Here is a 23,953-nt window from a genome sequence, read left to right as displayed (position 1 = left end):
TAGATGCGCATCGTTATAGATCTGCAGGCATGTCAGAATGGCAGCCGACATCGTGGAATCGGCCGATACGCCATGTCCATGGCCCGCGCGATGGTAAAGGCTGGTAGAAACCACGAATTCATCATTGCGCTTAATCGATCCTTCTCCGAATCCGTGGATGATATCCGTCGTTCGTTTGAGGGGCTGCTTCCGCCTAGCTCTGTCGTTACCTATTCGGTGCCTCCCATGGCTACGGCGGCGGATCCGTCAAATGCATGGCGCAATCGCGCGGCTGAACTTGTGCGCGCGCATTTTCTCGAAAGCCTGGCGCCCGACGTCGTGTTCGTTCCTAGCCTGTTCGAGGGCTTTTGGGATGATACGGTTGTCTCTGTGGAGCGCGACGCGCCCTATCTCAACGTCATCACCTTACACGACCTGATACCTTTGGAAGATCCCGCGCGTCATTTGGGCGGGGAACATGATCGTGCTGCCTATTTTCGCCGTTTGAACGACGCCCGCCACGCCGATCTGTTGCTCGCAGTTTCGCGCTACGCGGGAGATGACGCTATCGCCAAGCTTGGCATTGCCGATCACAAGGTGGTCGTTGCCTATGGCGGTGTGGATGAACAGTTTCGCGCGCCGAAATGGAGTTCCGCGCAAAGAGCGGATATCCTGGAAAAATATGGGATTTCCCGCCCCTATGTGATGATGGCCAGTCCTTTGGAGCCGCGTAAGAACATCGAAGGACTGATTGCGGGTTATGGCAGCATGTCCAAGAGCGTCCGTGATGGACATCAACTTGTTTTTGCCGGCAAGATGGACAGCTTTGCGCAGCGTTATATCCACGACTTGGCGAGGGCGGAGGGGATGGACCCGGAAACCATTGTGTTGCCTGGTTTCGTTTCCGATGCTGATCTGCCTGCGCTCTACCATTACAGCAGCACATTCGCCTTTCCATCCTTTAGCGAGGGTTTTGGCCTTCCGCTATTGGAGGCGATGGCCTGCGGAGCCCCCGTCGTAGGTTCGTCGAAAACCAGCATTCCCGAAGTCGTTGGTCGATCCGATCTCGCGCCCGATCCTGCCAACATCGTCGAAATCGGGCGAGCGATCGAACGCATCCTGGCCAATCCTTCGGTTGAGAAGGAGTTGCGCGAATTCGGGCCGCGCCGCGCTGCGTTGTTTACATGGGAAAAGTCTGCAACCGTCGCGCTCGACGCGCTTGAAAAATTGCTGCGCGAAAGCCGCCCGTCTACCTCTGCTATCGTACAGGATGAAGGGTTCATGCCATCGAGGCGGATGGAAATGGCGCTGTTGATGATGGACGTTCCACCCGAACATCGACTCTCTGGCCTCAACAATGCCTTGGCGGCCGCGCTCGCGGACAGGTTTGACCTTACGATCATCAGCACGAGCCGAACGCCGGTAAGCGAATGGTTGCAGGCCAATTGCGCCATCAGGAACGTCGAGTGGTTCGAAACCCACGCGGATCACTTTCATCATATCCTCTATAGTGCCGACTATATGGCCGATGCCGCTTTCCGCCGACTGATGCGCCGCCAAAAGGGCGACCTGATACTGGTGGAGCGCCTGGCTCCTCCTGCTAATGATAAATTGACCGGCCGGCGCCTTTTCGATGGCGCGGAACTGGCTATGTTCGAGGCCGCCGGCTTTGGGGGGCTGTCACGCGCAGCGGCGAACGAGGTTTCTGCAAATGAGATGATCGACCTGCTGGTTGAGGATTTGGCAAGCCGTGCCGCCCATCTCTACGTCGAGGGTGACTCAGCAGTCGGACAAGTGGCCTGCCGGACCGAGATCATGCCCATCGCGCTTTCCGACCAGGCCCGCAAGGCGCTGTGCGAAAAGGTCGGTGTAAACGCAGCGTCCACCGTTATCGTGGCAGTTGCTGCGGACGACGATGCCGCTTCCCGCATCATTCGGCATTACCGTACGGCTTTTGTCGCTGTAACAGACGCGCCGTCTCTCGTGGTTTTTTGCGACCTGCATGACCGGCAGCCGGGCGACGTCAATATCAGCAAATTGGTGTCTGGCGTTGTTCGGATTAGCTGTGATCTGGACGCCGTGTATTGTGGACTGCTGTCAACGGCCGATGTCCTGATTGTCGATGACGGCTTGCCGGATGCGATCCGTAAAAGGATGTCCATCGACTGCCCGCCACCGCGCCTTTACCCGGCTCGCAATCTGGTTGGAGCAAAGAACTCGAAGCTGGTCGAATTTTTTGATTCGGCGCAGGCCGTCGTGCGGGATGAGAATATAACGGGCGCGGCCATGCCGGGTGCCGTCCAGGTAGCGCGCCAGATGAGCGGTAAGCCGCCAGCAAAGCGCGCCGACGCCGAAGTCCTCAAACGCCTTATTGCGAGACTGCCGGAAGACGTTCGCGGAAGTCGGCCGGACGAAAATGATTTGGCAAAGGTTGCTATCGCGCTGGCTCGCAATGAAGCCTGCCAGAAAGCGCCCCAAATCTACTTCGATTTGACCGCCTTTGCAAAACCTGATCCGAGCCACCGACTTGATCGCATCACCAGTGATTGGCTTGAAGAGATCTTCCGGCAAGGCGGGAATAGGGTACGTGCCATCTATGCCGACGGGGGGCATTTTGTCGTCGGCAATCAATTTTCCGCCCATGTCTGCAAGATTGCCAATAGCTGTCTGCAGGACCATCTTCTCACGCCTCAAATCGGTGACCGCATCGTCGGGTCCGACCTGTTTCATTCGTTCGCCAAAAATAACTTCGACCTGCTTCGGGCAGCGCGTAATGATGGCGTCGCGTTGGACTATATCGTCGTGGATAGCCTGGCGTTTCAGCGTGATGGGTTAAGACCATCTTTTGCCGGCATGCTCATGACCTGGATTGAGGAGACTGTCCTCTCCAATGGCATTTCCATGACGGGGCTGCGGCAGGACTTGTCCGATGCGACATCATCCCGACCGGCCTCGCACAATGCCTGTGTGCAGGCTCTAGACGATGCCGATATTCCGGTAGCGGTTCTCAATTGCCCTAATATTCTGGGTGATAATCGTGTTGTGGCGGATGCCAAGAGGCATTTCTCGGCGGCGATGTCGAATGCGATCAACATATGGCTTGCGGAGAGACACAAGCCGCTGACGATGGCCCGTCGTGGCACCCATGCTGCTGATCTTGGCCATGTGGTCGCGGGACATGTCTTGGGAAGCTACAGCCTCGCGATCATCAATCGCATGCTTGCAAGATCGCTGGAAGCGAGCTTCCCTGGGCAGGCGCGCTTTCTTGCAGTCGAAACAGATCCCATCGACCATACAGAAGGTGTGCCTGCAGACGACAAGCCCCTCATGATCGAGTTGGCAGGGCGAGCTGCACCGGACAATGGCAATGAAGTTGTTATCAGCCATCATTATCCGGTCATAGTGCCCGATGGGTCCTATCGTCTGATGATGGCGCTGTTCTTCTGGGAAGAAAGCGCTGTCCCTGAACATACAATCCAACGTTTGGGTAAGAATTTCGACGCTATAATTTCGCCTGCACGAACTGTAACGAACGCGCTTCTCGATTCTGGCTTGTCGATTCCGATTGCGACCATCGGCCAACCGGTCGATATCGAACCTTATCAAGCGCTAGCTGGCGGACGAAGCGCGCGTGGTAGGGAAGTGCGTTTCCTTCATGTATCGTCCTGCTTCAAGCGCAAGGGTGTCGACATCCTGCTGGCGGCTTGGGCTAAGGCATTTACCTCTGCCGATCGTGTGCGTCTGATCATTAAGACTTTTCCTAACCCGCACAATGATGTCGAGCAGCAACTGGCAGAACTCGTCTCGCGCTATCCCGACCTCGCAACGGTTGAGATCATAAACCGGGATGTCGAGCGTGATGAACTGTTACAATTTTACGCCGATGCCGACGTCATGGTTTTGCCATCGCGTGGGGAAGGGTATAATCTGCCTGCGCTCGAAGCGATGGCATCCGGCTTGCCGTTGATCGTTACCGGTCATGGTGGGCAGCGTGATTTTTGCAGCGAGCGGGAAGCGCGTCTGATCGACTACCGCTTCGCACGTTCGGAGAGCCATGTGAGCGGGCACCATTCCTTGTGGGTGGAGCCGGACGTTGAAGATCTGGCGGCAGCGTTGCGAGAGCAAGCCGACCCGGACCAGGACATGGTGATAGAAGAACGTCGGCAACGCGCTCTTATGGCGGCCGCGCGGGAAAGCGATAAGATGGCATGGCTCCATCGTTATACGGCGATGGTCGAAAATCTGCTCGACACGTCGAATCGGGAAAAAGCGCGGGTGGCCTGGGTCAGCACCTGGGCCGTCCAGTGTGGCATCGCCCAATATTCGCAATATATCGTCGATCACTTTTCGTCGGCGGCCCAGCGCGAGCTGACCATTCTATGTGATCATCGCACGCCCCGGCGCGTGTCGTCGGTCCCGCGCCACATTCCGACATGGGCCGTCGATAATGTGCCCAAGATCGACGATATCTTGAATGCCGTCGAAGACATCGACGCCGAAGCTCTGGTCATTCAGCATCAGGATGGACTACTATCCTGGGATCAACTCGGCCGTTTGGCGCTAGATGATCGTTTGGTTGGCAAGGTGACGGTCGTTGTTCTCCATAACGCCGGTAACATGGCACGCGCCAGTTCGCATGAACTGATGACATTGCTGGAAGGACTCGGCAAATTCAGCAGGGTTCTTGTCCACAATATTGCGGATATGAATTTCCTTTTGTCGATGGGGTTAAAGCATAATATCGGCCTGTTGCCCCACGGCGCATTCGCGCCGGATCAGGCACCATGGCCGAAGCGTTTTACCCAGCATGACGCGCCCATCATCGGATGCCACGGCTTCTTTTTCCAGCATAAGGGCATAGACAAGCTTATTCGCGCGGCCGCGATCCTCCGTCAGGACTGGCCCAATCTTAAACTTCGCCTAGTCAATGCCCAGTTTCCAGGCGAAGGCCATCAAGCCTATATTTCCGAATGCAAGGCGTTGGCGAAATCCTTGGGCGTGTATGACGCCATCGAATGGCATCAAGCCTTCATGCCGATCGAGGAAGTCAACGGCCTGTTGTCTGCGTGCGACATCATCGCATTACCCTATAGCGAAAGCACGGATTCGGCCAGCGGAGCCGTCCGCGTCTCCCTCGCGAGCATGGTCCCGCTTGTAGCAACGCGGGTGAAGATTTTCGCGGAACTGGGTGATGCAGCCGCATGGGCGGACAATAATGATCCAGAAGTGCTGGCCGAGGTCATCGGGCGTTTACTGCGTAGCCCGGAAGAAAGAAGGACTGTCCAGGCGGCGATGCACGACTGGCTTCATGCCCACGACTGGAGCCGTGTGGCGGGAACGATGGAAGGCATGATTCAGGGGCTGGTGCAGGAAAAGCGTCTACATTGGGACGTGAACCGAATGGCGTCTTGATGAACGAATTAGGATGAACGCTATGTCCTGCCCGCGATAGTGCGTCTTTGTTTGCTATCGCGGGCTTGGCCGTCTTTGGACGGCACGGCAACGAGATTTAAGTCGCGCCAAATTTCGTCACGTATTTGAGTGGGATATGTCGCATTTAGCGGTTTCTGGCGGAAGCGGTGGGATTCGAACCCACGGTGAGCTTACACCCACGGCGGTTTTCAAGACCGCTGCCTTAAACCACTCGGCCACACTTCCGTTGTCCCGCTTCCTAGCGCGCCGGACGGCGTTGCCAAGCGCAAAAATCGTCGATCGATCGGTTCATCCCTTTCTTGGGGCCTCCACGCCATTAAGGGATTCACCTCGCCTCCTGCCTGTGCAACAACGGGGCGATGGGAGATTCTTTGCGTACATCCATATTTTCGCTGCTGCTTGGCCTGACCGGCGTCGCTGCCGCCTGTAGCGTCGCGCCGACCCCGGCCGTGGCGCAGGACAGCGCGGCGTTCCGCGCCTATTTGGACAGCATCCGGCCCAAGGCGCGGGCGATGGGGATCAGGGATGCAACGCTTGATAGCGTGTTCGCAACGCTGACCCCCAATCTGCGCGTCATCGAACTGGACCAGAGCCAGCCGGGTGGCGGCGCTTATTCGCCGATCCCGAATTTCGAGCCTTATCGCGTGAAACATGTCGATTCCGCGCGGATCAATCGCGGCCGGATTGCCTATCGTAACAATCGCGCGCGTCTCGCCCGGATCGAGGCGGAAACCGGCGTGCCCGAAGAAATCATGGTCGCGATCTATGGCCATGAGACCAATTATGGCTCCTATACTGGCGACTTCGATCTGATCCGTTCGCTCGCGACCCTTTCGTGGGAAGGGCGTCGGCGGACGCTGTTCGAACCGGAATTGCTGGCGACGCTCAAGATGTTGGACAATGGCGTGCCGCGCAGCCGCCTGGTCGGCAGTTGGGCAGGCGCAACGGGCTATCCGCAATTCCTGCCCAGCGTCTATCTGCGCCTGGCGCGCGATGGCGATGGCGATGGCAAGGCCGACATCTGGACCAGCGAGGCCGACGCCCTGGCGTCGATCGCCAATTATTTCGTGCAGTCGGGCTGGCGCGCCGGGCAACCCTGGGGCGTGGCGGTCAATGTGCCGAGCGGTTTCAACCGCGCGGCCGTTACGGCCCGGACGCAGCCAGCACGCTGCCCGCGCGTGTTCAACCGGCATAGCCGTTGGCTGACCATCGCCGAATGGCGCAAGATGGGCATGTCGCTGGCGCGGGACAGTTGGCCGGCCGACAGCGTGATGGCGACGCTGCTGGAGCCGGATGGGCCGGGCAAGACCGCCTATCTGCTGACCGGCAATTACCGCGCGATCCTCGACTATAATTGCTCCAATTTCTACGCCCTGTCCGTGGGGTTGCTGGCCGATGCGGTCAAACAATAGGGCAGGTGCGCCGTCAGCGGCAGCCGGCATGCTGCTGGTGCTGGCCTCCTGTGGCGCAGAGCCACCACTGGCACCACCGACGACCACGCCGCGCCCGGTGCCACAGATGCCGATGGTCGCCGACGAGCTGGTCACGATCGGGGCACCTTACACCGTGGCGGGCGTCACCTACACACCCGAAGACGCGCCCAATTATGACGCGGTCGGCTATGCCGGTTGGTATGGGGAAGAATTGCAGGGCAACAAGACCGCCAACGGCGAAGCCTTCATGCCTATGGCGATCACCGCCGCACACAAGACCTTGCCTTTGCCCAGCTATGTCGAGGTGACCGCGCTCGATAGCGGCAAGACCATTTTGGTGCGCATCAATGATCGCGGGCCATTCGCCAATGATCGGCTGATCGACCTGTCGCGCGGCGCGGCGGAGCAATTGGGGATCATCGGAGCCGGTGCAGCGCCCGTACGGGTGCGCCGCGTCAATCCGCCGGAGCAGGATCGCGCTCTGCTGCGCGCCCACCAACGCGCCGCCGAACGACTGGAAACGCCCGCCGCGCTGCTGGCGCCTTTGCGGGCCAAATTGCCGCCGCGCCAGTCAGTCGCCAGCGCACCCATATCCCCCAAACCGCCCGCGACGTCCCCCGCGCCACCCGTCACGACCAAGGGCGGCTATGTCGTCCAGGTCGGGGCCTTCTCCTCCCGCAACCGCGCAGAAACGCTCGCCAAACGCATCGGCGCAACCGCCATCGAGGGCGGCAGCCTGTGGCGCGTGCGCTTTGGCCCTTATCCCACCCGAACCGCGGCGCAGGCGGGCGTCCGGGCCGCCGCAGCAGGGGGCTTTGAGAATGCGCCCATCATCGCTAATGACGCCCGATAGACCCGGCGCAGCGCCGCACGATTCCATTCCATTGAAGGCAGTGTCATGAACAAGTCCGTTGCAGTCCTCCTCTTCGCCGGGCTGTTGACCCAGCCCCTGACTGCCGCCGCGCCGCCCTATAGCAGCGAAGCGCCGATCGCTTATATGAAGGATCTTTCGTCGGGCGCGGTTCTCTTTAACAAGGGTGGCCAGACACGGATGCCGCCTGCCTCCATGGCGAAAATGATGACGGCGCATGTCGCCTTCCGCCTGATCCAGCGCGGCGAATTGAAGCTCGACACGATGTTCACCGTGCGCCCGGAAACCTGGAAGCAGTGGCACGGGCCGCAGGCCGGATCGACCATGTTCCTGTCAGCGGGCGAGCAAGTCTCGGTGGAAAATCTGCTGCATGGCATCGTCACCCTGTCGGGTAATGACGCCTGCGTCGTGCTGGCCGAAGGGATTGCGGGCACCGAACAGGGGTTCGTCGCGCAGATGAATGAAGAGGCCAAGCGACTGGGCCTCAAGAACAGCCATTTCGGCACCAGCAACGGCTGGCCCGACGAAGGCGTGACCTATGTCACGGCCGAGGATCTCGCCAGCCTCGCGCAGGCGACGATCGAGGAAACGCCCGACCTCTACAAACGCTTCTACGCCGCGCGCTCCTTCACCTGGGGCAAGACGATGGGTGGGGCCGACATCAGTCAGGGCAATCGCAACCCGATTTTGGGCAAGATCGCCGGTGCCGACGGCCTCAAGACCGGGCATACGCAGGAGGCGGGCTATGGCTTTACCGGGTCGGCCGAACAGGACGGCCGCCGCCTGGTCATGGTCGTCGCCGGGCTGACCAGCTTCAATGGCCGCATTGGCGAATCGGTGCGCTTCATGGACTGGGGCTTCAAGGCCTGGAAGGCGCAGCCTTTGTTCAAGAAGGGCGCGGTGGTGGAAACCGCAGAGGTTCAGTTGGGCAGCGCGACGACTGTGCCTTTGGTCGCGCCGCATAATATGGCGGTGACGCTGCCCCGCACCGCCTCTTCCAACGTCAAGGTCAAGGTCGTCTATACCGGCCCGATCAAGGCGCCGATCGCCAAGGGCCAGCAGATCGCCCAGCTCATCGTGCAGACGCCCGACACGCCGCCGCAGGTCATGCCGTTGGTGGCGGGCGAGGATGTGGCGGAAGCCGGGATGTTCGGCCGCATCTGGAATGGCATGAAGTCGCTTTTCGGGTGAGTCTGGGCCGCTTCATCACGCTGGAAGGCGGAGAGGGCGCGGGGAAATCGACCCAGCTTCGCGCGCTCGCCGCTGCCCTGCGCGCGCGCGGGTTGGAGGTCGTTGAAACGCGCGAGCCGGGCGGTAGCGAAGGCGCGGAAGCCATCCGCGCGCTGCTGCTCACCGGCGGCGATGATCGCTGGAGCCCGCGCGCCGAAGCCTTGCTCTTCGCCGCCGCGCGCGCCGACCATGGCGAAAAGACGATCCGTCCCGCACTGGCGCGGGGCGCCTGGGTGCTGTCCGACCGCTATCTCGATTCGAGCCGTGCCTATCAGGGGCAGGGCGATCTGACCGATGCCGACATATTGGCATTGCATCGGGTTGGTAGCGCTGACTTCCTCCCCGACCGGACCTTGTTCCTGACCTTGCCCGAAACGGAGGCCGAAACGCGCGCCCGCGCCCGTGATGGCAATATGTCCGACCGCATCGGCGGGCGCGACCGTTCCTTTCATCGCGCCGTCGCGGACGCTTTCGCTCGCTTCGCCGTCGAAGAACCGGGCCGTTTCCGGCCTGTCGATGCGTCGGGCGCAGCTGATGCCGTCACCGCCCGCTTGCTCGAAGCGCTGGCCGACCTACTGCCATGACATCCTTGATCGGTCATGACGCCCAGGCCCGTTTGCTGATCGGCGCAGCGGCTAGCGGGCGGATGCATCATGGCTGGATATTGAGCGGGCCACGCGGCATCGGCAAGGGCAGCTTCGCGCGTGCGCTGGCGCTGCGCCTGCTTGCCGACGCCGCCGGGCCGAAGGTCGAGGGGGACGGGCTCGCCGTGCCCGACGACCATCGCGTGCGCCATCTGATCGACGCCGGTGCCCATCCCGACTATGCCGAACTTGCGCCGCTCGAAAAGGATGGCGTCACCGCGCGCAATATCAGCGTCGATCAGGTGCGCGGACTGGGGCGGCTGCTTCAATCGGCCCCGTCCTTGTCGACGCGCCGCATCGTGGTGATCGACAGCGCCGACGATCTGGAACGCGGCGCTGCCAACGCGCTGCTCAAGACGCTAGAGGAGCCGCCCGCCGACATGCTGTTCCTGCTGGTCAGCCATGCACCGGGCCGCCTGTTGCCGACCATCCGCTCGCGCTGCCGCACGCTGCGCTTCGATCCGCTGGACGATACGGCGATGCGATCGGTATTGCGCGCGGGAGAGGGGGAATTGTCGCCTGCGGAAATGGACGCGCTGGTGCGGGCAGGGGAAGGATCGCCGGGCAAGGCATTGCGCTATGCCGGGCTTAATCTGGCGGAAATCGAAGCCGCTTTGACGTTGATCGCGACCGATGGCGATCCCGGCAACCGGCAGCGGCTCCTGCTCGCCAAGACACTGGCGACCAAGCCAGCCCGTCCCCGCTATGAGGCCTTCTTGGAACGCGCGCCCGCTTTCCTCGCCGAAGCGGCACGGCATCGCAATGGTCCCGCCCTTGGCGTGGCGCTCGACCATTGGGAGGAAGCGCGGCGGCTGGCGGGCGGGGCGATCATCCTGTCGCTCGATCCGGCGGCGGTCGTGTTCGAACTGGCGGGCCATGTCGCGGCGCTGGCACCGCGCGCCGCCTGAAAAGCGACTTTGCGCGCAGGCGAACAGCCGCTAGGGAAGGCGCCATGTCCAAACCCTATACCATCACCACCGCCATCAGCTATCCCAATGGCCGTCCGCATATCGGCCACGCCTATGAGGTGATCGCCACCGACGCGATCGCCCGTTTCCAGCGGATGATGGGCCGCGATGTGTTTTTCCAGACCGGCACCGACGAACATGGCCTGAAAATGGACCAGGCGGCGCGCACACGCGGCATCGAGCCGCGCGCGCTTGCCGATGAAATGGCCGCGCATTTCCAGCACATGGCAACGGTTCTTAACATCAGCCATGATCGTTTCATCCGTACCAGCGAACCCGATCATCACCGCGCCAGCCAAGCGATCTGGCAGGCGATGGAGGCCAATGGCGACCTCTATCTTGGCCGCTATGAGGGCTGGTATTCCGTCCGCGACGAAGCCTTTTACGACGAGAAGGAAATCGTAGAGGGGGAAGGGGGCGTCAAGCTCTCGCCCCAGGGCACGCCGGTCGAATGGACGGTCGAGGAAAGCTGGTTCTTCCGCCTGTCCGCCTATCAGGATCGGTTGTTGGCCCTGTATGAAAGCCAGCCCGGCTTCATCCAGCCCGACAGCCGCCGCAACGAAATCCTGCGCTTCGTCGAAGGCGGCCTGAGCGACCTCAGCATCTCGCGCACCAGCTTCGATTGGGGCGTGAAGGTGCCGGGCAGCGATGGCCATGTCATGTATGTCTGGGTCGATGCGCTGACCAATTATCTGACCGGATGCGGCTATCCCGACGATGCCGCCCGGATGGCGCGCTATTGGGCCGAGGGGGGTGATATCACCCACATCATCGGCAAGGATATCGTGCGTTTTCATACCGTTTACTGGCCAGCCTTCCTGATGAGCGCGAAGCTGCCCTTGCCCAGCCAGATTTTCGGCCACGGCTTCCTGCTCAACCGCGGCGAGAAAATGTCCAAGTCGGTCGGCAATGTCGCCGATCCGATCGCACTAGCCGAGCGGTTCGGCGTCGATCAATTGCGCTATTTCCTGCTATCCGAAGTCACGTTCGGCAATGACGGCAGCTACAGCGCCGAAGCGATCGTCGCCCGCGCCAATAGCGACTTGGCCAACAGTTTCGGCAATCTGGCGCAGCGAACGCTGAGCTTCATCGCGAAGAATCTGGAAGGGCGCTTGCCCCAGCCCGCGCCGCAGGATGTGGATAGCGACCTGCTTGCGACCATCGCCGAAGCCGCAGCAACATTCCAGACCGCCATGGCCGACCTCGCGCCATCGGTCGCGATCGAGGCCTGGATGCGCGCCGTATTCGCCTGCAACGCCTATATTGACGCACAGGCACCCTGGGCGCTGCGCAAGACCGACCCGGCGCGGATGGAGGCCGTACTGGCGACCTTGTACGACGCCATCGCCAGCCTTGCCATCATGGTCCAGCCCATCATCCCCAGCAGCGCTACGAACCTGCTGGACCAGATGGGCTTGTCGGCCGAACAGCGCGGTTACGCGATCATCGGCAGCGACTGGTATGCCGCCCTTCGCGCGAGCGGCTTTACGCTCGCCGCCCCCAAGCCGCTCTTTCCTCGTCTCGAACTGACCGAAGCGGACGCCTGATCGTCATGCTGATCGACAGCCATTGCCACTTGAATTACAAGGGCTTGATCGAGGATCAGGAGAATGTGCTGGAACGCGCCCGCGCGGCCGGCATCGACCTGATGCTCAACATCGCGACCCGTGAAAGCGAATGGGATGCCGTCCTCGACACCGCGATCCGTGCGCCCGACGTATGGGCGACTGTCGGCATCCACCCGCATGAAGCCGACGAGCATCCCCATGTCGATACCGCCAAGCTGGTCGAGCGCGCCGCGCATCCGCGCGTCGTCGGCATCGGCGAAACCGGCCTCGATTATTATTACGACCATAGCGACCGCGACCGGCAGCAGACGAGTTTTCGCGCGCATATCGCCGCCTCGCGCGAGACCGGCCTACCGCTGATCGTCCATACCCGCGATGCGGAAGAAGACACGCTGGCGATCATGCGCGACGAAATGGGGAAGGGGGCCTATCCCGGCGTCATCCACTGTTTCACCGCCAGCGGCGCCTTTGCCGATGCGGCGATGGAATTGGGCTTCTATATCAGCATTTCGGGCATCGTGACCTTCAAGAGCGCGAAGGATTTGCAGGAAACGGCTGCGCGTCTGCCGCTCGATCGGCTACTGGTGGAAACGGACTCGCCCTTCCTCGCCCCGGTGCCGCATCGTGGCCGCCCGTGCGAACCGGCCTTCGTAGCGGACACCGCCCGCTTCCTTGCGACCCTGCGCGGTGAAAGCATCGAGCAACTGGCCGCCGCCACCTCCGCCAATTTCCGCACCTTGTTCAAGAAGGCGGCATGAGCTTCAAACTCACGATCCTTGGCAGTGGCACCTCGTCCGGCGTTCCGCGCATCGGCAATGATTGGGGCACGTGCGATCCGACCGAGCCCAAAAACCGCCGCAGCCGCGTGTCCATCCTGGTCGAAAGCCCGACCACCCGTATCCTGATCGACACCTCGCCCGACATGCGCGCGCAACTACTCGCCGCCGACGTGGTCCAGATCGACGCTATATTGTGGACGCATGACCATGCCGATCACAGCCATGGCATCGACGATGTCCGCCAACTCTTCCACCATCGCCGCTCGCCCGTGCCCGGCTATGCGCGCGAACAGACGCTTCGCCTGCTGGCGCAGCGCTTCGCCTATGCCTTTGAAGGGCGTAACGGCTATCATCCGACCATCGCCCCGCATATCCTGCCCGACAGCCTGCGGATCGGCGACATCGACATCGCCTGCGTCGATCAGCCTCATGGCGACATCTGGTCCACCGGGTTCCGCTTCACCCATGGCGGCCGGTCGATCGGCTATGCCACCGATTTCCATGAGCTGACGCCGGAAATGCTCGCGCTCTATGACCGACTCGATGTCTGGGTAGTCGATGCCCTGCGCGAAAAGCCGCACCCGACCCATCCGCACCTTGCCCTTACTTTGGACAGCATCGCACAAACCAAGCCCGGCCAGGCCATATTGACGCATATGGACCAGAGCATGGATTATGCGACGCTGCGGCGGACACTCCCCAGCGGCGTCGAACCCGGCTATGACGGCATGACCGTGGAACTGGCGACGGCAGAGCAGGGGTATTGATGGACGGCGATCAGGCAGCATCGACCCTCTGGTATGTCCTCGCGCTCGTGCTGGTCGGATCGGCGCTGATCGGGCGCAGATTGGCTTGGGGATCACTGTTGCGCTTGGCTTTACTGTGGGTCGCGATCTTCGCAGGGCTGTTCGGTCTTTTTACACTGGCGCAGCAGCAGGGCTATCTCACCGGCCGCTGGGCGGAGGAGGGCGGGCCGGTCGGCAACGCACCACCAACGCTACCTCCCGTCCGCGCCGAAGGACAAGCCATCCGCATTCCCGTGGCCCGTGATGGCCATTATTGGGTCGAAGCCAGTATCAACGGCACGCCCGCACGGTTCCTGATCGACAGCGGCGCGACCGTCACCGCGCTGTCGGAACCGACCGCCCGTGCGGCAGGCCTCAATTACGACATCGGCGAGCCCGGTGTCGTCATGACCACCGCAAACGGTAAGGTCGAAGCGCGCCGGTCGAGCATCGCCACGCTGGCCATCGGCCCGGTGACGGCCAGCGACCTGCCCGTCGTCGTCTCGCCCGCATTCGGCGAGATCAACGTCATCGGCATGAACATGCTCTCCCGCCTCAAAAGCTGGGGTGTGCAGAATGGCGAGATGGTGCTGACGCCATGACGCCATGACGCCATCGCTCACGCCACCAACCCAGCGCCAGCGGCTCAAAGCCATTATCGGCGGCTCGACCGGCAATCTGGTCGAATGGTATGACTGGTATGCCTATGCGGCCTTCACTCTCTATTTCGCGCCGCATTTTTTCCCCAGCCAGGATCGCACGGCCCAACTGCTGAGCGCCGCCGGGATTTTCGCGGTAGGCTTCCTGATGCGGCCGATCGGCGCATGGCTGATGGGCGTCTATGCCGACCGCCATGGTCGCAAGAGTGGCCTCACGCTGTCGGTCGCGCTGATGTGCGCCGGGTCGCTCCTGATCGCGGTGACACCCGGCTATGAGACGATAGGCGTCGCCGCGCCGCTGCTGCTGGTCCTCGCGCGGCTGATGCAGGGCCTGTCGATCGGCGGCGAATATGGCGCGAGCGCGACCTATTTGTCGGAAATGGCGGGCAAGAACCGGCGCGGCTTCTTTTCCAGTTTCCAATATGTCACGCTGATCGCCGGACAGTTGGTCGCAATCTGCGTGTTGCTGCTGTTGCAGGCGACGCTGACCGAAGCGCAACTGGATGCCTGGGGCTGGCGCATACCCTTTTTCATCGGCGGCGGGCTTGCGGTCATCGTTTTCTGGCTGCGGCGTGGCCTTGCCGAAACGCAGAGCTTTGCTGTGGCCAAGGCGGCTGGCGCACCCAAGTCCGGCTTCGTCGAACTCATCACCAACCATCCGCGCGAAACGCTGACGGTGATGCTGCTGACCGCTGGCGGCACGATCGCTTTCTACGCTTATTCGATCTACATGCAGAAATTCCTGGTCAACACCAGCGGCCTTAGCCGGGAGACTGCCTCGCAGATCAATGCGGTAACCCTGTTCGCCTTCATGCTGCTCCAGCCGGTCGCGGGCGCGCTGTCCGACCGGATCGGCCGCAAGCCGCTGATGATCGGCTTTGGCGTCATGGGAGTCCTGTGCACCTATCCGATCTTCGCGACGCTGGCCGTGACCAAAGACCCGCTGATCGCCGGTCTGTTGGTGATGGCGGGGCTGATCATCGTCACCGGCTATACGTCGATCAACGCTGTGGTGAAGGCCGAACTGTTTCCCGCGCACATCAGGGCGCTGGGCGTGGCGCTGCCTTATGCCTTGGCCAATACGCTGTTCGGTGGGACGGCGGAGTTCGTCGCCTTGTGGTTCAAACAGGCGGGCATGGAGCAAGCCTTTTACATCTATGTCACGGTGATGATCGCCATTTCGCTGGTGGTCTATATACGGATGCGCGACACCCAGGCGCATAGCCAGATCCAGGAAGACTGAGACAACGTCGCACAATATTTAACATAATCCTTATTATCGGACTTTATGATTGTAAGCGCAATTTAGAGATGTCACTCCCCGCAATTTAGAGATGTCACAACCGGGACGTCTTGCGGTTCCGGTGGCATGTTCTCCTGCATGCGGGAGGACACGCTTATGACGGTGGTGGCAATGAGCCATGGCGAGCTTTCACGGTACGATACACTGCTTCGTTTCGACCGTGGTGAACTGAGGGTCGAGGATGCAGCGATGCTGCTTGGGGTATGTCGCCGCCAGGTGTACCGGTTGCTCGACCGATTACATACAGACGGCCCTGAAGCACTTGTGTCTTGGAAGCGCGGCCGCCCTAGCAACCGCGCCTTCAAGGAGGACCTTCGCACACGCGTTCTCGACCTGGTGCGCCAGCACTATCATGATTTCGGTCCGACGCTGGCGACCGAATATCTCGCCGAGCGGCACCAGATCACGATTTCGCACGAGACTTTACGCAAGTGGATGATTCAGGCCGGATTCTGGAAGGACCGTGACGCCCGTCGCCCTCGCCCGTATCAACCGCGTTATCGGCGGGACTGCCGGGGTGAGCTGATCCAGATCGACGGCTCAAAACATTGGTGGTTCGAAGACCGCGGCCCACAATGTACTCTGCTGGTCTATATTGACGACGCTACCAGCGAGCTGATGCACCTCCAGATGGTCGAGAGCGAGAGCACCTTCGCCTATATGGAGGCGACGCGCCAATATATAGAGCGACATGGCAAGCCGGTGGCGTTCTATTCCGACAAGCACAGTGTTTTCCGCAATGCCAAAGCCAGCGCAGCGCGCGGGGATGGCATGACGCATTTTGGTCGCGCGCTGGATGCTCTGAACATCGAGATCATCTGCGCCAACTCGCCGCAGGCCAAGGGCCGGGTCGAACGGGCCAATGCCACCTTGCAGGATCGCCTGGTCAAAGCGATGCGCCTGGAAGGCATCTCATCGATCGAGGACGCCAACACCTTCCTCGACAGCTATAGGACCAGGCACAACGAGCGGTTCGCCCGACCCGCCTTCCATGCCCGCGATCTGCACCGCCCCCTCGCCCCACATGACGATCTGTGCTCGATCATGGTCTGGCGGGAGCAGCGGACCGTGACGGCTGCACTGACGCTGCATTACAACAAGGCGATGTTCATTCTGGAACCGAACGATGTCAGCAAAAAACTGGCGCGCAAGCGGGTGACGGTCTGTGAATATCCCGACGGCAGGCTGGAGATCGAGCATGAGGGCCATGTCCTGCCCTATCGTCAGTTCGACAAGATGCGGCAGGTGAACCAACCTGCCATTGTCGAGAACAAGCATCTCGACGCGGCGCTGATGTTGGCCAGACAGATGCAAGCGATCATGCCGCATCACCGTAAACGCAATAATGACGCCCCTGCCCGCCGCGACCAGCCCATGCATATGTTCCCCGAGCCAGAACCGCCCGCGAAGATCGATCGCCGCAAACTGGGTGGGTCAAAGCTCAAGCGCGGTCCCAGGCTGAGCGACGCAGAGTTGCGCGAACGCGGCACGCTCAGGTTCGTGCAGAGGACATGACCGCGCCCACTGCTCACGCAGCGGGTCCATGGTCCACCAGCCCGTGGTCAGCGCATCAGCAGGGTCTGCGCTGCGCTATCCCGAGGGCTCCACGCAGCCCCTGCTGTCCTCAAGCCTGTGACATTTCTATATGGCTCAGATAGTGACTTCTCTAATTAGCAGGAACAATGATCGATGCTGGCCATAGCCCGGCACACGCCCTATCGGCTGGATCAGCCTCTCCAACAGCCGGAACCGCCCATGTCCAAAGCCAGTCCCGCCGACATCATGCCGCTTGCCACCGTCATGGCGCGGCTACGCGATCCCGACACGGGCTGCCCATGGGACATCGCGCAGGATTTCGGCTCGATCGCGCCCTATACGATCGAGGAAGCCTATGAAGTCGCCGACGCCATCGAGCGCAACGATATGGCGGCGCTTTGCGATGAACTTGGCGACCTTCTGCTCCAGGTGGCCTTTCACAGCCGCATGGCCGAACAGGCCGGTCACTTCAATCTGCAGGATGTGATCGACGGCATCACCCAAAAGATGACCCGGCGGCATCCCCATGTCTTCGGACAAAACGCACGGCGCGAAGACGGCCATGCCCAATGGGAGGCGATCAAAGCCGCCGAACGGGCCGAAAAGGAACCGGACCCCAGCGCGCTTGCCGGTGTGGCGAACGCCCTGCCCGCGCTGCTTCGCGCTGAAAAGCTGCAGAAGCGCGCCGCCCGTACCGGCTTCGACTGGCCCGATACGGCCGGCGCCATCGACAAGATCGTGGAGGAACTGGACGAAGTCCGCGCTGCGACCACGCAGGCTGAGCGCACCGAGGAAGTCGGCGACCTGTTGTTCGCCGTCGTCAACCTCGCACGCCATCTGAAGGTCGACCCGGAAGCCGCTCTGCGCGCAGGCAATGCAAAATTCGATCGCCGCTTCCGCGCGATGGAGCAGCAGGCTGGCGCCGACTTCGCCGCCCTCTCGCTGGAAGCGAAGGAAGAGCTATGGCAGCAGGCCAAGCGGCAGGAGAAAAGGCCCTAAGCGCTTAGGCTTCCCCGCGCTTCCCGAACCGCGCAAAGGCTGCATCGGACAGCCGCACCTCGACGCGGCTCTCCTCCTCTTCGACGTCCGTGGACAGCACTTCGCCATGTTCATGCAGCCAGGCCATCGCCGCGCCATCCGACACCGGGATGCGCAGGCCATAGACCTTCGCGCCCGTGGTCATATGGTCGCTGATCATGCGTTGAAGCTGCTCTACCCCCTCCCCGGTCAGCGCCGACAAGATGGCCACATCATCGCGCCGCGCTGCTGTTTCGCGCGCCAACACAGCGGCGTCGGCGTCCAGCAAATCAAGCTTGTTCCAAGCCTCGATAATCAATGGCGCGGGCGGTTCACCCTCAGCCCGCTCCAGCGCGGCTTCGCCCGCAACGCCCAGTTCGCCAAGCACATCCAGCACATCGTCGCGCTGCGCATCGCTGTCGGGATGGGCAATATCGCGAACATGCACGATCAGGTCGGCCGACAGCACTTCTTCCAACGTGGCGCGGAACGCCGCGATCAACTGGGTCGGCAGATCGGAGACGAAACCCACCGTGTCGGACAGGATCGCCTTGTCGAGGCCGGGCAGCGCAATCTGGCGCATCGTGGGATCAAGCGTGGCGAACAGCAAATCCTGCGCCATGACATCCGCGCCGGTCATCCGGTTGAACAGCGTCGATTTGCCCGCATTGGTATAGCCAACCAGCGCAATCACCGGCCAGGGTGCGCGCTGCCGCCGGGCGCGATGCAGCCCGCGCGTGCGCGTGACTTGATCGAGTTCCTTGCGGATCTTCGCCATGCGATCGCGGATCATGCGCCGATCCGCCTCGATCTGGGTTTCGCCCGGACCGCCCAGAAAGCCGAAGCCGCCGCGCTGCCGCTCCAAATGGGTCCAGCTGCGCACCAGGCGCCCGGCCTGATAATCGAGATGCGCCAGCTCGACCTGCAGCCGCCCTTCATTGGTCGCGGCGCGTTCGCCAAAGATTTCCAGGATCAGCCCGGTTCGGTCGATGACCTTGGCCTCGCACGCCTTTTCGAGGTTGCTCTGCTGCACGGGAGACAGGCTATTATCGACGATGATGAGGTCGGCCTCTTCCTGTCGCGCCAGTGTAGCGATCTGATCGACCTGACCGCTGCCGAACAAGGTGGCGGGCTTGCGATCGCGCACCCGGAATGCCTGCGCCGCGCGCACATCGATGCCGATCGCCAAGGCCAGCCCGCGCGCTTCCTCCAACCGGGCGTCGCTGTCGCGCCGATCACCGCCATGGGTTTCGGCATGAACGACGACAGCGCGCGCGCCGCGCGCCACTTCATCTTCAGAATCGCGATTGAATATGGCCATGGAAGTGTAACGCCTCAAAACACAGGACGCTCCCGAACAGACAATTACCCGGTCCAACGAAGGAACGGGGCAACGGCCTGCGCGGGAGCGCATAAACTAATATTCGGTAAAATGCGGACGGCGCGTGCGATCCGCGCAGGGTCGGTCAATCGTCCTGTTCATTCTCGCCGGTCAGGTCGAGCGCATGGAGCGGCTGGACCGTCGAAATGGCGTGCTTGTAGACGAGCTGGACCATGCCATCGCGTTCCAGCAACATGCAGAACAGGTCGAACGCAGCGATTTCGCCCTGCAGCATGACGCCATTGACCAGGAACATCGTTACCGGGCTGCCCGACTTGCGGACGGCCGACAGGAAGATTTCCTGCAGCAGCTTCGCCTTGCCATTGCCCTCGCTCGCCTTGCGCAGGTCGGACAAGTCCATCGGCTGCGCTGGCATGACGGTCGAAATGGCATGCTTGTAGACAAGCTGCGACTGGCCATCGCGGCGCAGCAGCACGGAAAAATTGTCGAACCAGGTGATGATGCCCTGCAGCTTGACGCCCTTGACCAGGAACATGGTCACCGGGGTCTTGCTCTTGCGCAGGCTGTTGAGGAAAATATCCTGCAAATTGTTCATTTTGTCGGCCATGGTCGTCGCCAGTCCTTTATTCTTGGCGGGACGTTACCCGCTCGTGCGCCCTTAAGCAGGGTGTCTTGCTTGCCCCCGCTTGTCGGAGGCGCAACGTTCGTATCGCAATTGCGAACAGTCGTCCATGGGGAATGGCAAGGCCTTATTCCTTGTCGTCGGTTATCCCCAACAGCTTCAATTTCCGGTGCAGTGCCGAGCGTTCCATGCCGATGAAGGCCGCGGTGCGCGAGATATTGCCCGAAAAACGGCGGATCTGAATGCGCAAATACTCGCGCTCGAAGCTCTCGCGTGCTTCGCGCAGCGGTGCGCCCATGATCGCGGACTGGCCCATCCCCTCCCCGCCGCCACCGCTGGTCAATTCAGGCGGCAGCATGTCGAGTTCGATCCGGCCGATCCGGTCCCCCGGCGCCAGGATCATCGTGCGTTCGATGACGTTGCGCAACTGGCGGACATTGCCCGGCCATTCATTGGCCTGCAGCGCAGCCATCGCATCGCTCGCCATCTCCGGCGGCGGCACGCGCCGTTCTGCGGCGAAGCGGGCAAGATAATGTTCGACCAGTGGCGGGATGTCGTCGCGCCGTTCGGACAGCGGCGGAATGGCGAGCGGCACGACGTTGAGGCGATAGAAAAGATCTTCACGGAACCGCCGTTCCTCGATCTCGCCTGCCAGATCGCGTGCCGTGGACGAAATAACCCGCACATCCACCTTCACATGGCGTTGGCCGCCAACGCGCGTGAAACTCTGATCGGTCAGCACGCGCAAGATCTTGCCCTGCGTGGTGATCGGCATGTCGGCAATTTCATCGATATAGAGCGTGCCGCCATGGGCCTGCTCCAAAAAGCCTGGACGAACAAGGCTGCTCTGGTCCTCCAGCCCGAACAATTCCTCCTCGACCCGGTCGGGGTCCATGCGCGCGGCGGCGACGATGATGAAGGGCGAGTCGGCCCGCCCGCTCCAGCTATGCAGCATGCGTGCGGCAATTTCCTTGCCGACGCCCGCTGGCCCCGAAATCAGCACACGGCTGCCGGTGCCCGCGACCTTCTTGATCGTGGCACGCACGCCGTTGATCGACGCGGAACTGCCGGTCAACTCATCATCCTGCCCGAACCGCGCGCGCAGCACCTGATTCTCGCGCCGCAACCGTTCGGTCTCGGTGGCGCGGCTGACGAGGTGCAGCAGCCGGTCGGCCTCGAACGGCTTTTCGATGAAGTCGGCTGCGCCCTTGCGGATCGCCGCGACAGCAGTGTCGATATTGCCATGGCCCGAAATCATCAGCACCGGGATGGTGGGGTCGCGCCGCTTGATCTCGTCCAGCAGTTCCAGGCCGTCCATCCGCGACCCCTGCAACCAGACGTCGAGCAGGACGAGCGAAGGGCGGCGGGCGTCCAGCGCCTCGATCGCGGCGTCGGCATTGCCGGCGGTGCGAGCGGTAAAACCCTCATCCTCCAGAACACCCGCGACCAGATCGCGAATATCCTCTTCATCGTCGACTATCAGAATATCAAGCGCCATTGGCCGTCACTTTTCCCGTCAAATTACCCTGGGGCATGGCGATTACCTGCCCCTCTTCCAGTCGTTCCAGCGCCCCTGCGGCAAACCGCAACGTCACGCGCGCACCGCCACCTTGCGCATCGTCGAAGCGGATTTCCCCCAGATGCTCCTCCACAATCTTCTTGACGATGGCCAGGCCCAGACCCGTCCCCTTGGTCCGCGTCGTCATATAGGGTTCCAGGATACGATCCCGTTCAGGCGGCAGCCCGATGCCGTCATCGCTGACCGTGATAATCAGCGCGTCGCACTCGCCCGCCAGCGTCATGCGGACATGACCGCGCGGACTGCCATCGTCGGGAACCGGCTTGGGTTCAATGGCTTCCACCGCATTCTTGACAATGTTCGTCAGTGCCTGCCCCAACTGCCGCCGGTCGCAAACCAGTTCCAGGTCGGGCTGGTCGTTATGGAATTCGAAGCGGATCGCGGGGTGCGCGACTTCGTGCAAGAACAGGGAATGGCGCGCAATATCGGCCACGGCCTCGCGCCGGAAGACGGGCTTGGGCATCCGCGCGAAGGACGAAAATTCATCCACGATCCGGCGCAGATCGCCCACTTGCCGGACGATCGTGCTGGTCAGCCGGGTGAAGGTCGGCCGGTCGCTAGTGATTTCCTCGGCATAGCGTCGCTGGAGCCGCTCGGCCGCCAGTTGGATCGGTGTCAGTGGATTCTTGATCTCATGCGCGATCCGGCGCGCGACATCGGACCAGGCGGCGCGGCGCTGATCGGACAGTTGCTGTGTGATATCGTCGAACGTCAAGATATGGCGCGACGCATCCTCGGACCGCTTGACCGCGAGCGTGCGCAGGTCGCCATGCGCGCGCACCTGCACGATGCCAGCGCCGTCACCCGACGCGATGAACTCAGCCAATTCCGGCGCAATCTCGGCCAGCGTGCGACCAACCGGATCATCGCCCTCCTCCACCAAAATCGCGGCAGCCGACCGGTTGAGCAACTGGATCTCGCCGTCACGATCCACCGACAGCACGCCCGCGCTGACGCCGGACAGGATCGCCTCGATAAAGGCGCGCCGCTCGTCCAACTGACTGTTCGCGCCTACCAGCGCGCCCGTCTGCGCTTCCAGCCGCTGTGTCATCCGGTTAAACGCGGCCGCAAGCGTGCCGATCTCATCGCGGCTCTGCAGGCTGGTAACGCGCGCCGACAAGTCGCCCGCCGTGATCCGCCGCGCCGCCGTCACCAGCTCATTGACCGGCCGCACCATCCAGTCGGCCACGGCCAGCGCGATATAGACGGCAATGCCGACCAGCAGCAGCGACCCCACGAACAAGGCGATGTTGAACCGCAACTGCAACGCGCGCGACTGGGCCGCGAACAGGTCATAGTCCGCGATCACCGTCTTCGCCCGCTCCGCATTGGAGAAGGACGAACTGCCCGCATTGCGCGTCACGTAAAGATAGATTTTCGACCCCGGATAGAGCAGCGTCACAGCCTCGATCTGGTTCTGCCGCGCCTGCACCACGACATTTTCGCCCGCCGCCAACCGCTTGGTGACTTCCGGCGTCAATATCTCTGACGCTGGCCTGTTGTCCGGTTCGACCGTCGCAGCCGTCCGCGCCACGCCGTCCTTGCCGACCTCGATGATCGACGCACGGTTCAGTTTGCGCGTCACCACCTGGAAGATGAACCCTTCGGCAAAGCGCGGGCTGGAGACATCGGACTGGGTCAGATAGTCGCGCAGATCGTCCGCCATGGTGACGGTTTCGTCGCTCACCTCGCGCAGATTCTGCTCATAATAGCCGCGCGCCAGGTCGCTCGCATTTTGCAGCATCCCACGCGCGCTGTCCGACGCCCAGAATTGCACGCCATATTGGAACAGCAGGGATGCGAAGATCACGACCAGCAGCATCGGCACGCTGGCCGCGATCGAGAAGATGGCGACCAGCCGCACGTGCAACTGCCCATCGCTGCCGATCGCCGATTGCGCCGCACGCCGCTTGGCCACGCGCCGCCCCAACAGCATCAGCAGCGCGATCGCTGGCACCAGATTGGCTACCAGCAACAGCGCGATGATCGGCGGAGTCAGCAGGTCGCCCGACGGCGCACTCCCCCCCGCCAACAATTGATAGGTCAGCACCGCGACGCCCAGGAACAGCGCGAGCGTTACGCCCTCCACCAGCGCCGCCAACCGCCCATGCCGCAGAAAAGGCGGCAATCGTCGGCGCCATGTCGATGCCCGCCGGGAAAATGTGGTCGCGCCGCTCATAGTGGCTTTGTTACAACAACCCCGTG

17 protein-coding genes and 1 tRNA gene are annotated in these 23,953 nt (G+C 61.9%); 13 read left to right on the top strand and 5 right to left on the bottom strand.

The window, feature by feature from the left end; all coding sequences use genetic code 11:
* The first annotated feature begins 3 nt into the window (after positions 1 to 3).
* Positions 4 to 5,391: a glycosyltransferase gene (locus tag OVY48_RS20245; RefSeq protein ID WP_313924216.1), complete on the top strand. Its 5,388-nt coding sequence runs from the start codon at positions 4 to 6 to the stop codon at positions 5,389 to 5,391.
* Positions 5,392 to 5,547: 156 nt separating this feature from the next.
* Here the strand turns inward: OVY48_RS20245 and OVY48_RS20240 are convergent.
* Positions 5,548 to 5,637: transfer RNA gene (locus OVY48_RS20240), tRNA-Ser, on the bottom strand.
* Positions 5,638 to 5,771: 134 nt separating this feature from the next.
* On the opposite strand from OVY48_RS20240, the gene OVY48_RS20235 reads away from it, so the two are divergent.
* The 12 genes from OVY48_RS20235 (at position 5,772) to mazG (ending at position 18,187) form a co-directional block, all read left to right on the top strand.
* The gene (locus OVY48_RS20235) at positions 5,772 to 6,824 is read left to right on the top strand and encodes a lytic murein transglycosylase (protein ID WP_313924215.1); all 1,053 of its coding nucleotides are present in this window, start codon (positions 5,772 to 5,774) and stop codon (positions 6,822 to 6,824) included.
* Entirely contained in the window at positions 6,808 to 7,698 is an 891-nt protein-coding gene (locus OVY48_RS20230) for a septal ring lytic transglycosylase RlpA family protein (protein ID WP_409593506.1), read from the top strand. Before OVY48_RS20235 ends, OVY48_RS20230 begins: the two co-directional genes overlap by 17 nt.
* A gap of 45 nt (positions 7,699 to 7,743) precedes the next feature.
* Positions 7,744 to 8,907 (top strand): D-alanyl-D-alanine carboxypeptidase family protein, encoded by a 1,164-nt coding sequence (locus tag OVY48_RS20225; RefSeq protein WP_313924213.1) that lies wholly within the window; start codon positions 7,744 to 7,746, stop codon positions 8,905 to 8,907.
* Positions 8,904 to 9,530, top strand: a complete 627-nt coding sequence (gene tmk, locus OVY48_RS20220; RefSeq protein WP_313924212.1) for a dTMP kinase — start codon at positions 8,904 to 8,906, stop codon at positions 9,528 to 9,530. The genes OVY48_RS20225 and tmk overlap by 4 nt, the downstream gene beginning before the upstream one ends.
* Positions 9,527 to 10,498, top strand: coding sequence for an AAA family ATPase (locus tag OVY48_RS20215; protein ID WP_313924211.1), 972 nt, complete (start codon positions 9,527 to 9,529; stop codon positions 10,496 to 10,498). The genes tmk and OVY48_RS20215 overlap by 4 nt, the downstream gene beginning before the upstream one ends.
* A 44-nt stretch (positions 10,499 to 10,542) precedes the next feature.
* Complete coding sequence (gene metG, locus OVY48_RS20210) at positions 10,543 to 12,105, top strand: methionine--tRNA ligase (RefSeq protein ID WP_313924210.1); 1,563 nt, start codon at positions 10,543 to 10,545, stop codon at positions 12,103 to 12,105.
* A 5-nt stretch (positions 12,106 to 12,110) separates the two neighbouring features.
* Entirely contained in the window at positions 12,111 to 12,884 is a 774-nt protein-coding gene (locus tag OVY48_RS20205) for a TatD family hydrolase (RefSeq protein ID WP_313924209.1), read from the top strand.
* Positions 12,881 to 13,672 (top strand): MBL fold metallo-hydrolase, encoded by a 792-nt coding sequence (locus OVY48_RS20200; protein ID WP_313924208.1) that lies wholly within the window; start codon positions 12,881 to 12,883, stop codon positions 13,670 to 13,672. Before OVY48_RS20205 ends, OVY48_RS20200 begins: the two co-directional genes overlap by 4 nt.
* Positions 13,672 to 14,292, top strand: coding sequence for a TIGR02281 family clan AA aspartic protease (locus tag OVY48_RS20195; RefSeq protein ID WP_313924207.1), 621 nt, complete (start codon positions 13,672 to 13,674; stop codon positions 14,290 to 14,292). Before OVY48_RS20200 ends, OVY48_RS20195 begins: the two co-directional genes overlap by 1 nt.
* Before the next feature lie 4 nt (positions 14,293 to 14,296).
* The gene (locus tag OVY48_RS20190; RefSeq protein ID WP_313924206.1) at positions 14,297 to 15,592 is read left to right on the top strand and encodes an MFS transporter; all 1,296 of its coding nucleotides are present in this window, start codon (positions 14,297 to 14,299) and stop codon (positions 15,590 to 15,592) included.
* Between the two features lie 156 nt (positions 15,593 to 15,748).
* Positions 15,749 to 17,167: an ISNCY family transposase gene (locus OVY48_RS20185; protein WP_313921885.1), complete on the top strand. Its 1,419-nt coding sequence runs from the start codon at positions 15,749 to 15,751 to the stop codon at positions 17,165 to 17,167.
* A gap of 240 nt (positions 17,168 to 17,407) precedes the next feature.
* Entirely contained in the window at positions 17,408 to 18,187 is a 780-nt protein-coding gene (mazG, locus tag OVY48_RS20180) for a nucleoside triphosphate pyrophosphohydrolase (RefSeq protein ID WP_313924857.1), read from the top strand.
* Positions 18,188 to 18,191: 4 nt separating this feature from the next.
* On the opposite strand, the gene hflX is transcribed toward mazG, so the two are convergent.
* From hflX to OVY48_RS20160, 4 genes are all read right to left on the bottom strand, one after another.
* Positions 18,192 to 19,526 (bottom strand): GTPase HflX, encoded by a 1,335-nt coding sequence (gene hflX / locus OVY48_RS20175; protein ID WP_069066700.1) that lies wholly within the window; start codon positions 19,524 to 19,526, stop codon positions 18,192 to 18,194.
* Between the two features lie 145 nt (positions 19,527 to 19,671).
* Positions 19,672 to 20,166 (bottom strand): RNA chaperone Hfq, encoded by a 495-nt coding sequence (hfq, locus tag OVY48_RS20170; RefSeq protein ID WP_310222215.1) that lies wholly within the window; start codon positions 20,164 to 20,166, stop codon positions 19,672 to 19,674.
* A 130-nt stretch (positions 20,167 to 20,296) separates the two neighbouring features.
* Positions 20,297 to 21,667, bottom strand: a complete 1,371-nt coding sequence (locus tag OVY48_RS20165; protein WP_313924205.1) for a sigma-54 dependent transcriptional regulator — start codon at positions 21,665 to 21,667, stop codon at positions 20,297 to 20,299.
* Positions 21,657 to 23,927, bottom strand: coding sequence for an ATP-binding protein (locus OVY48_RS20160; protein WP_313924204.1), 2,271 nt, complete (start codon positions 23,925 to 23,927; stop codon positions 21,657 to 21,659). Before OVY48_RS20160 ends, OVY48_RS20165 begins: the two co-directional genes overlap by 11 nt.
* Between the last annotated feature and the right edge of the window lie 26 nt (positions 23,928 to 23,953).

It is taken from the genome of Sphingobium sp. SA2 (assembly GCF_032227065.1).
Classification (GTDB): Bacteria; Pseudomonadota; Alphaproteobacteria; order Sphingomonadales; family Sphingomonadaceae; genus Sphingobium.
This window is presented reverse-complemented; position numbering and strand designations above follow the sequence as displayed.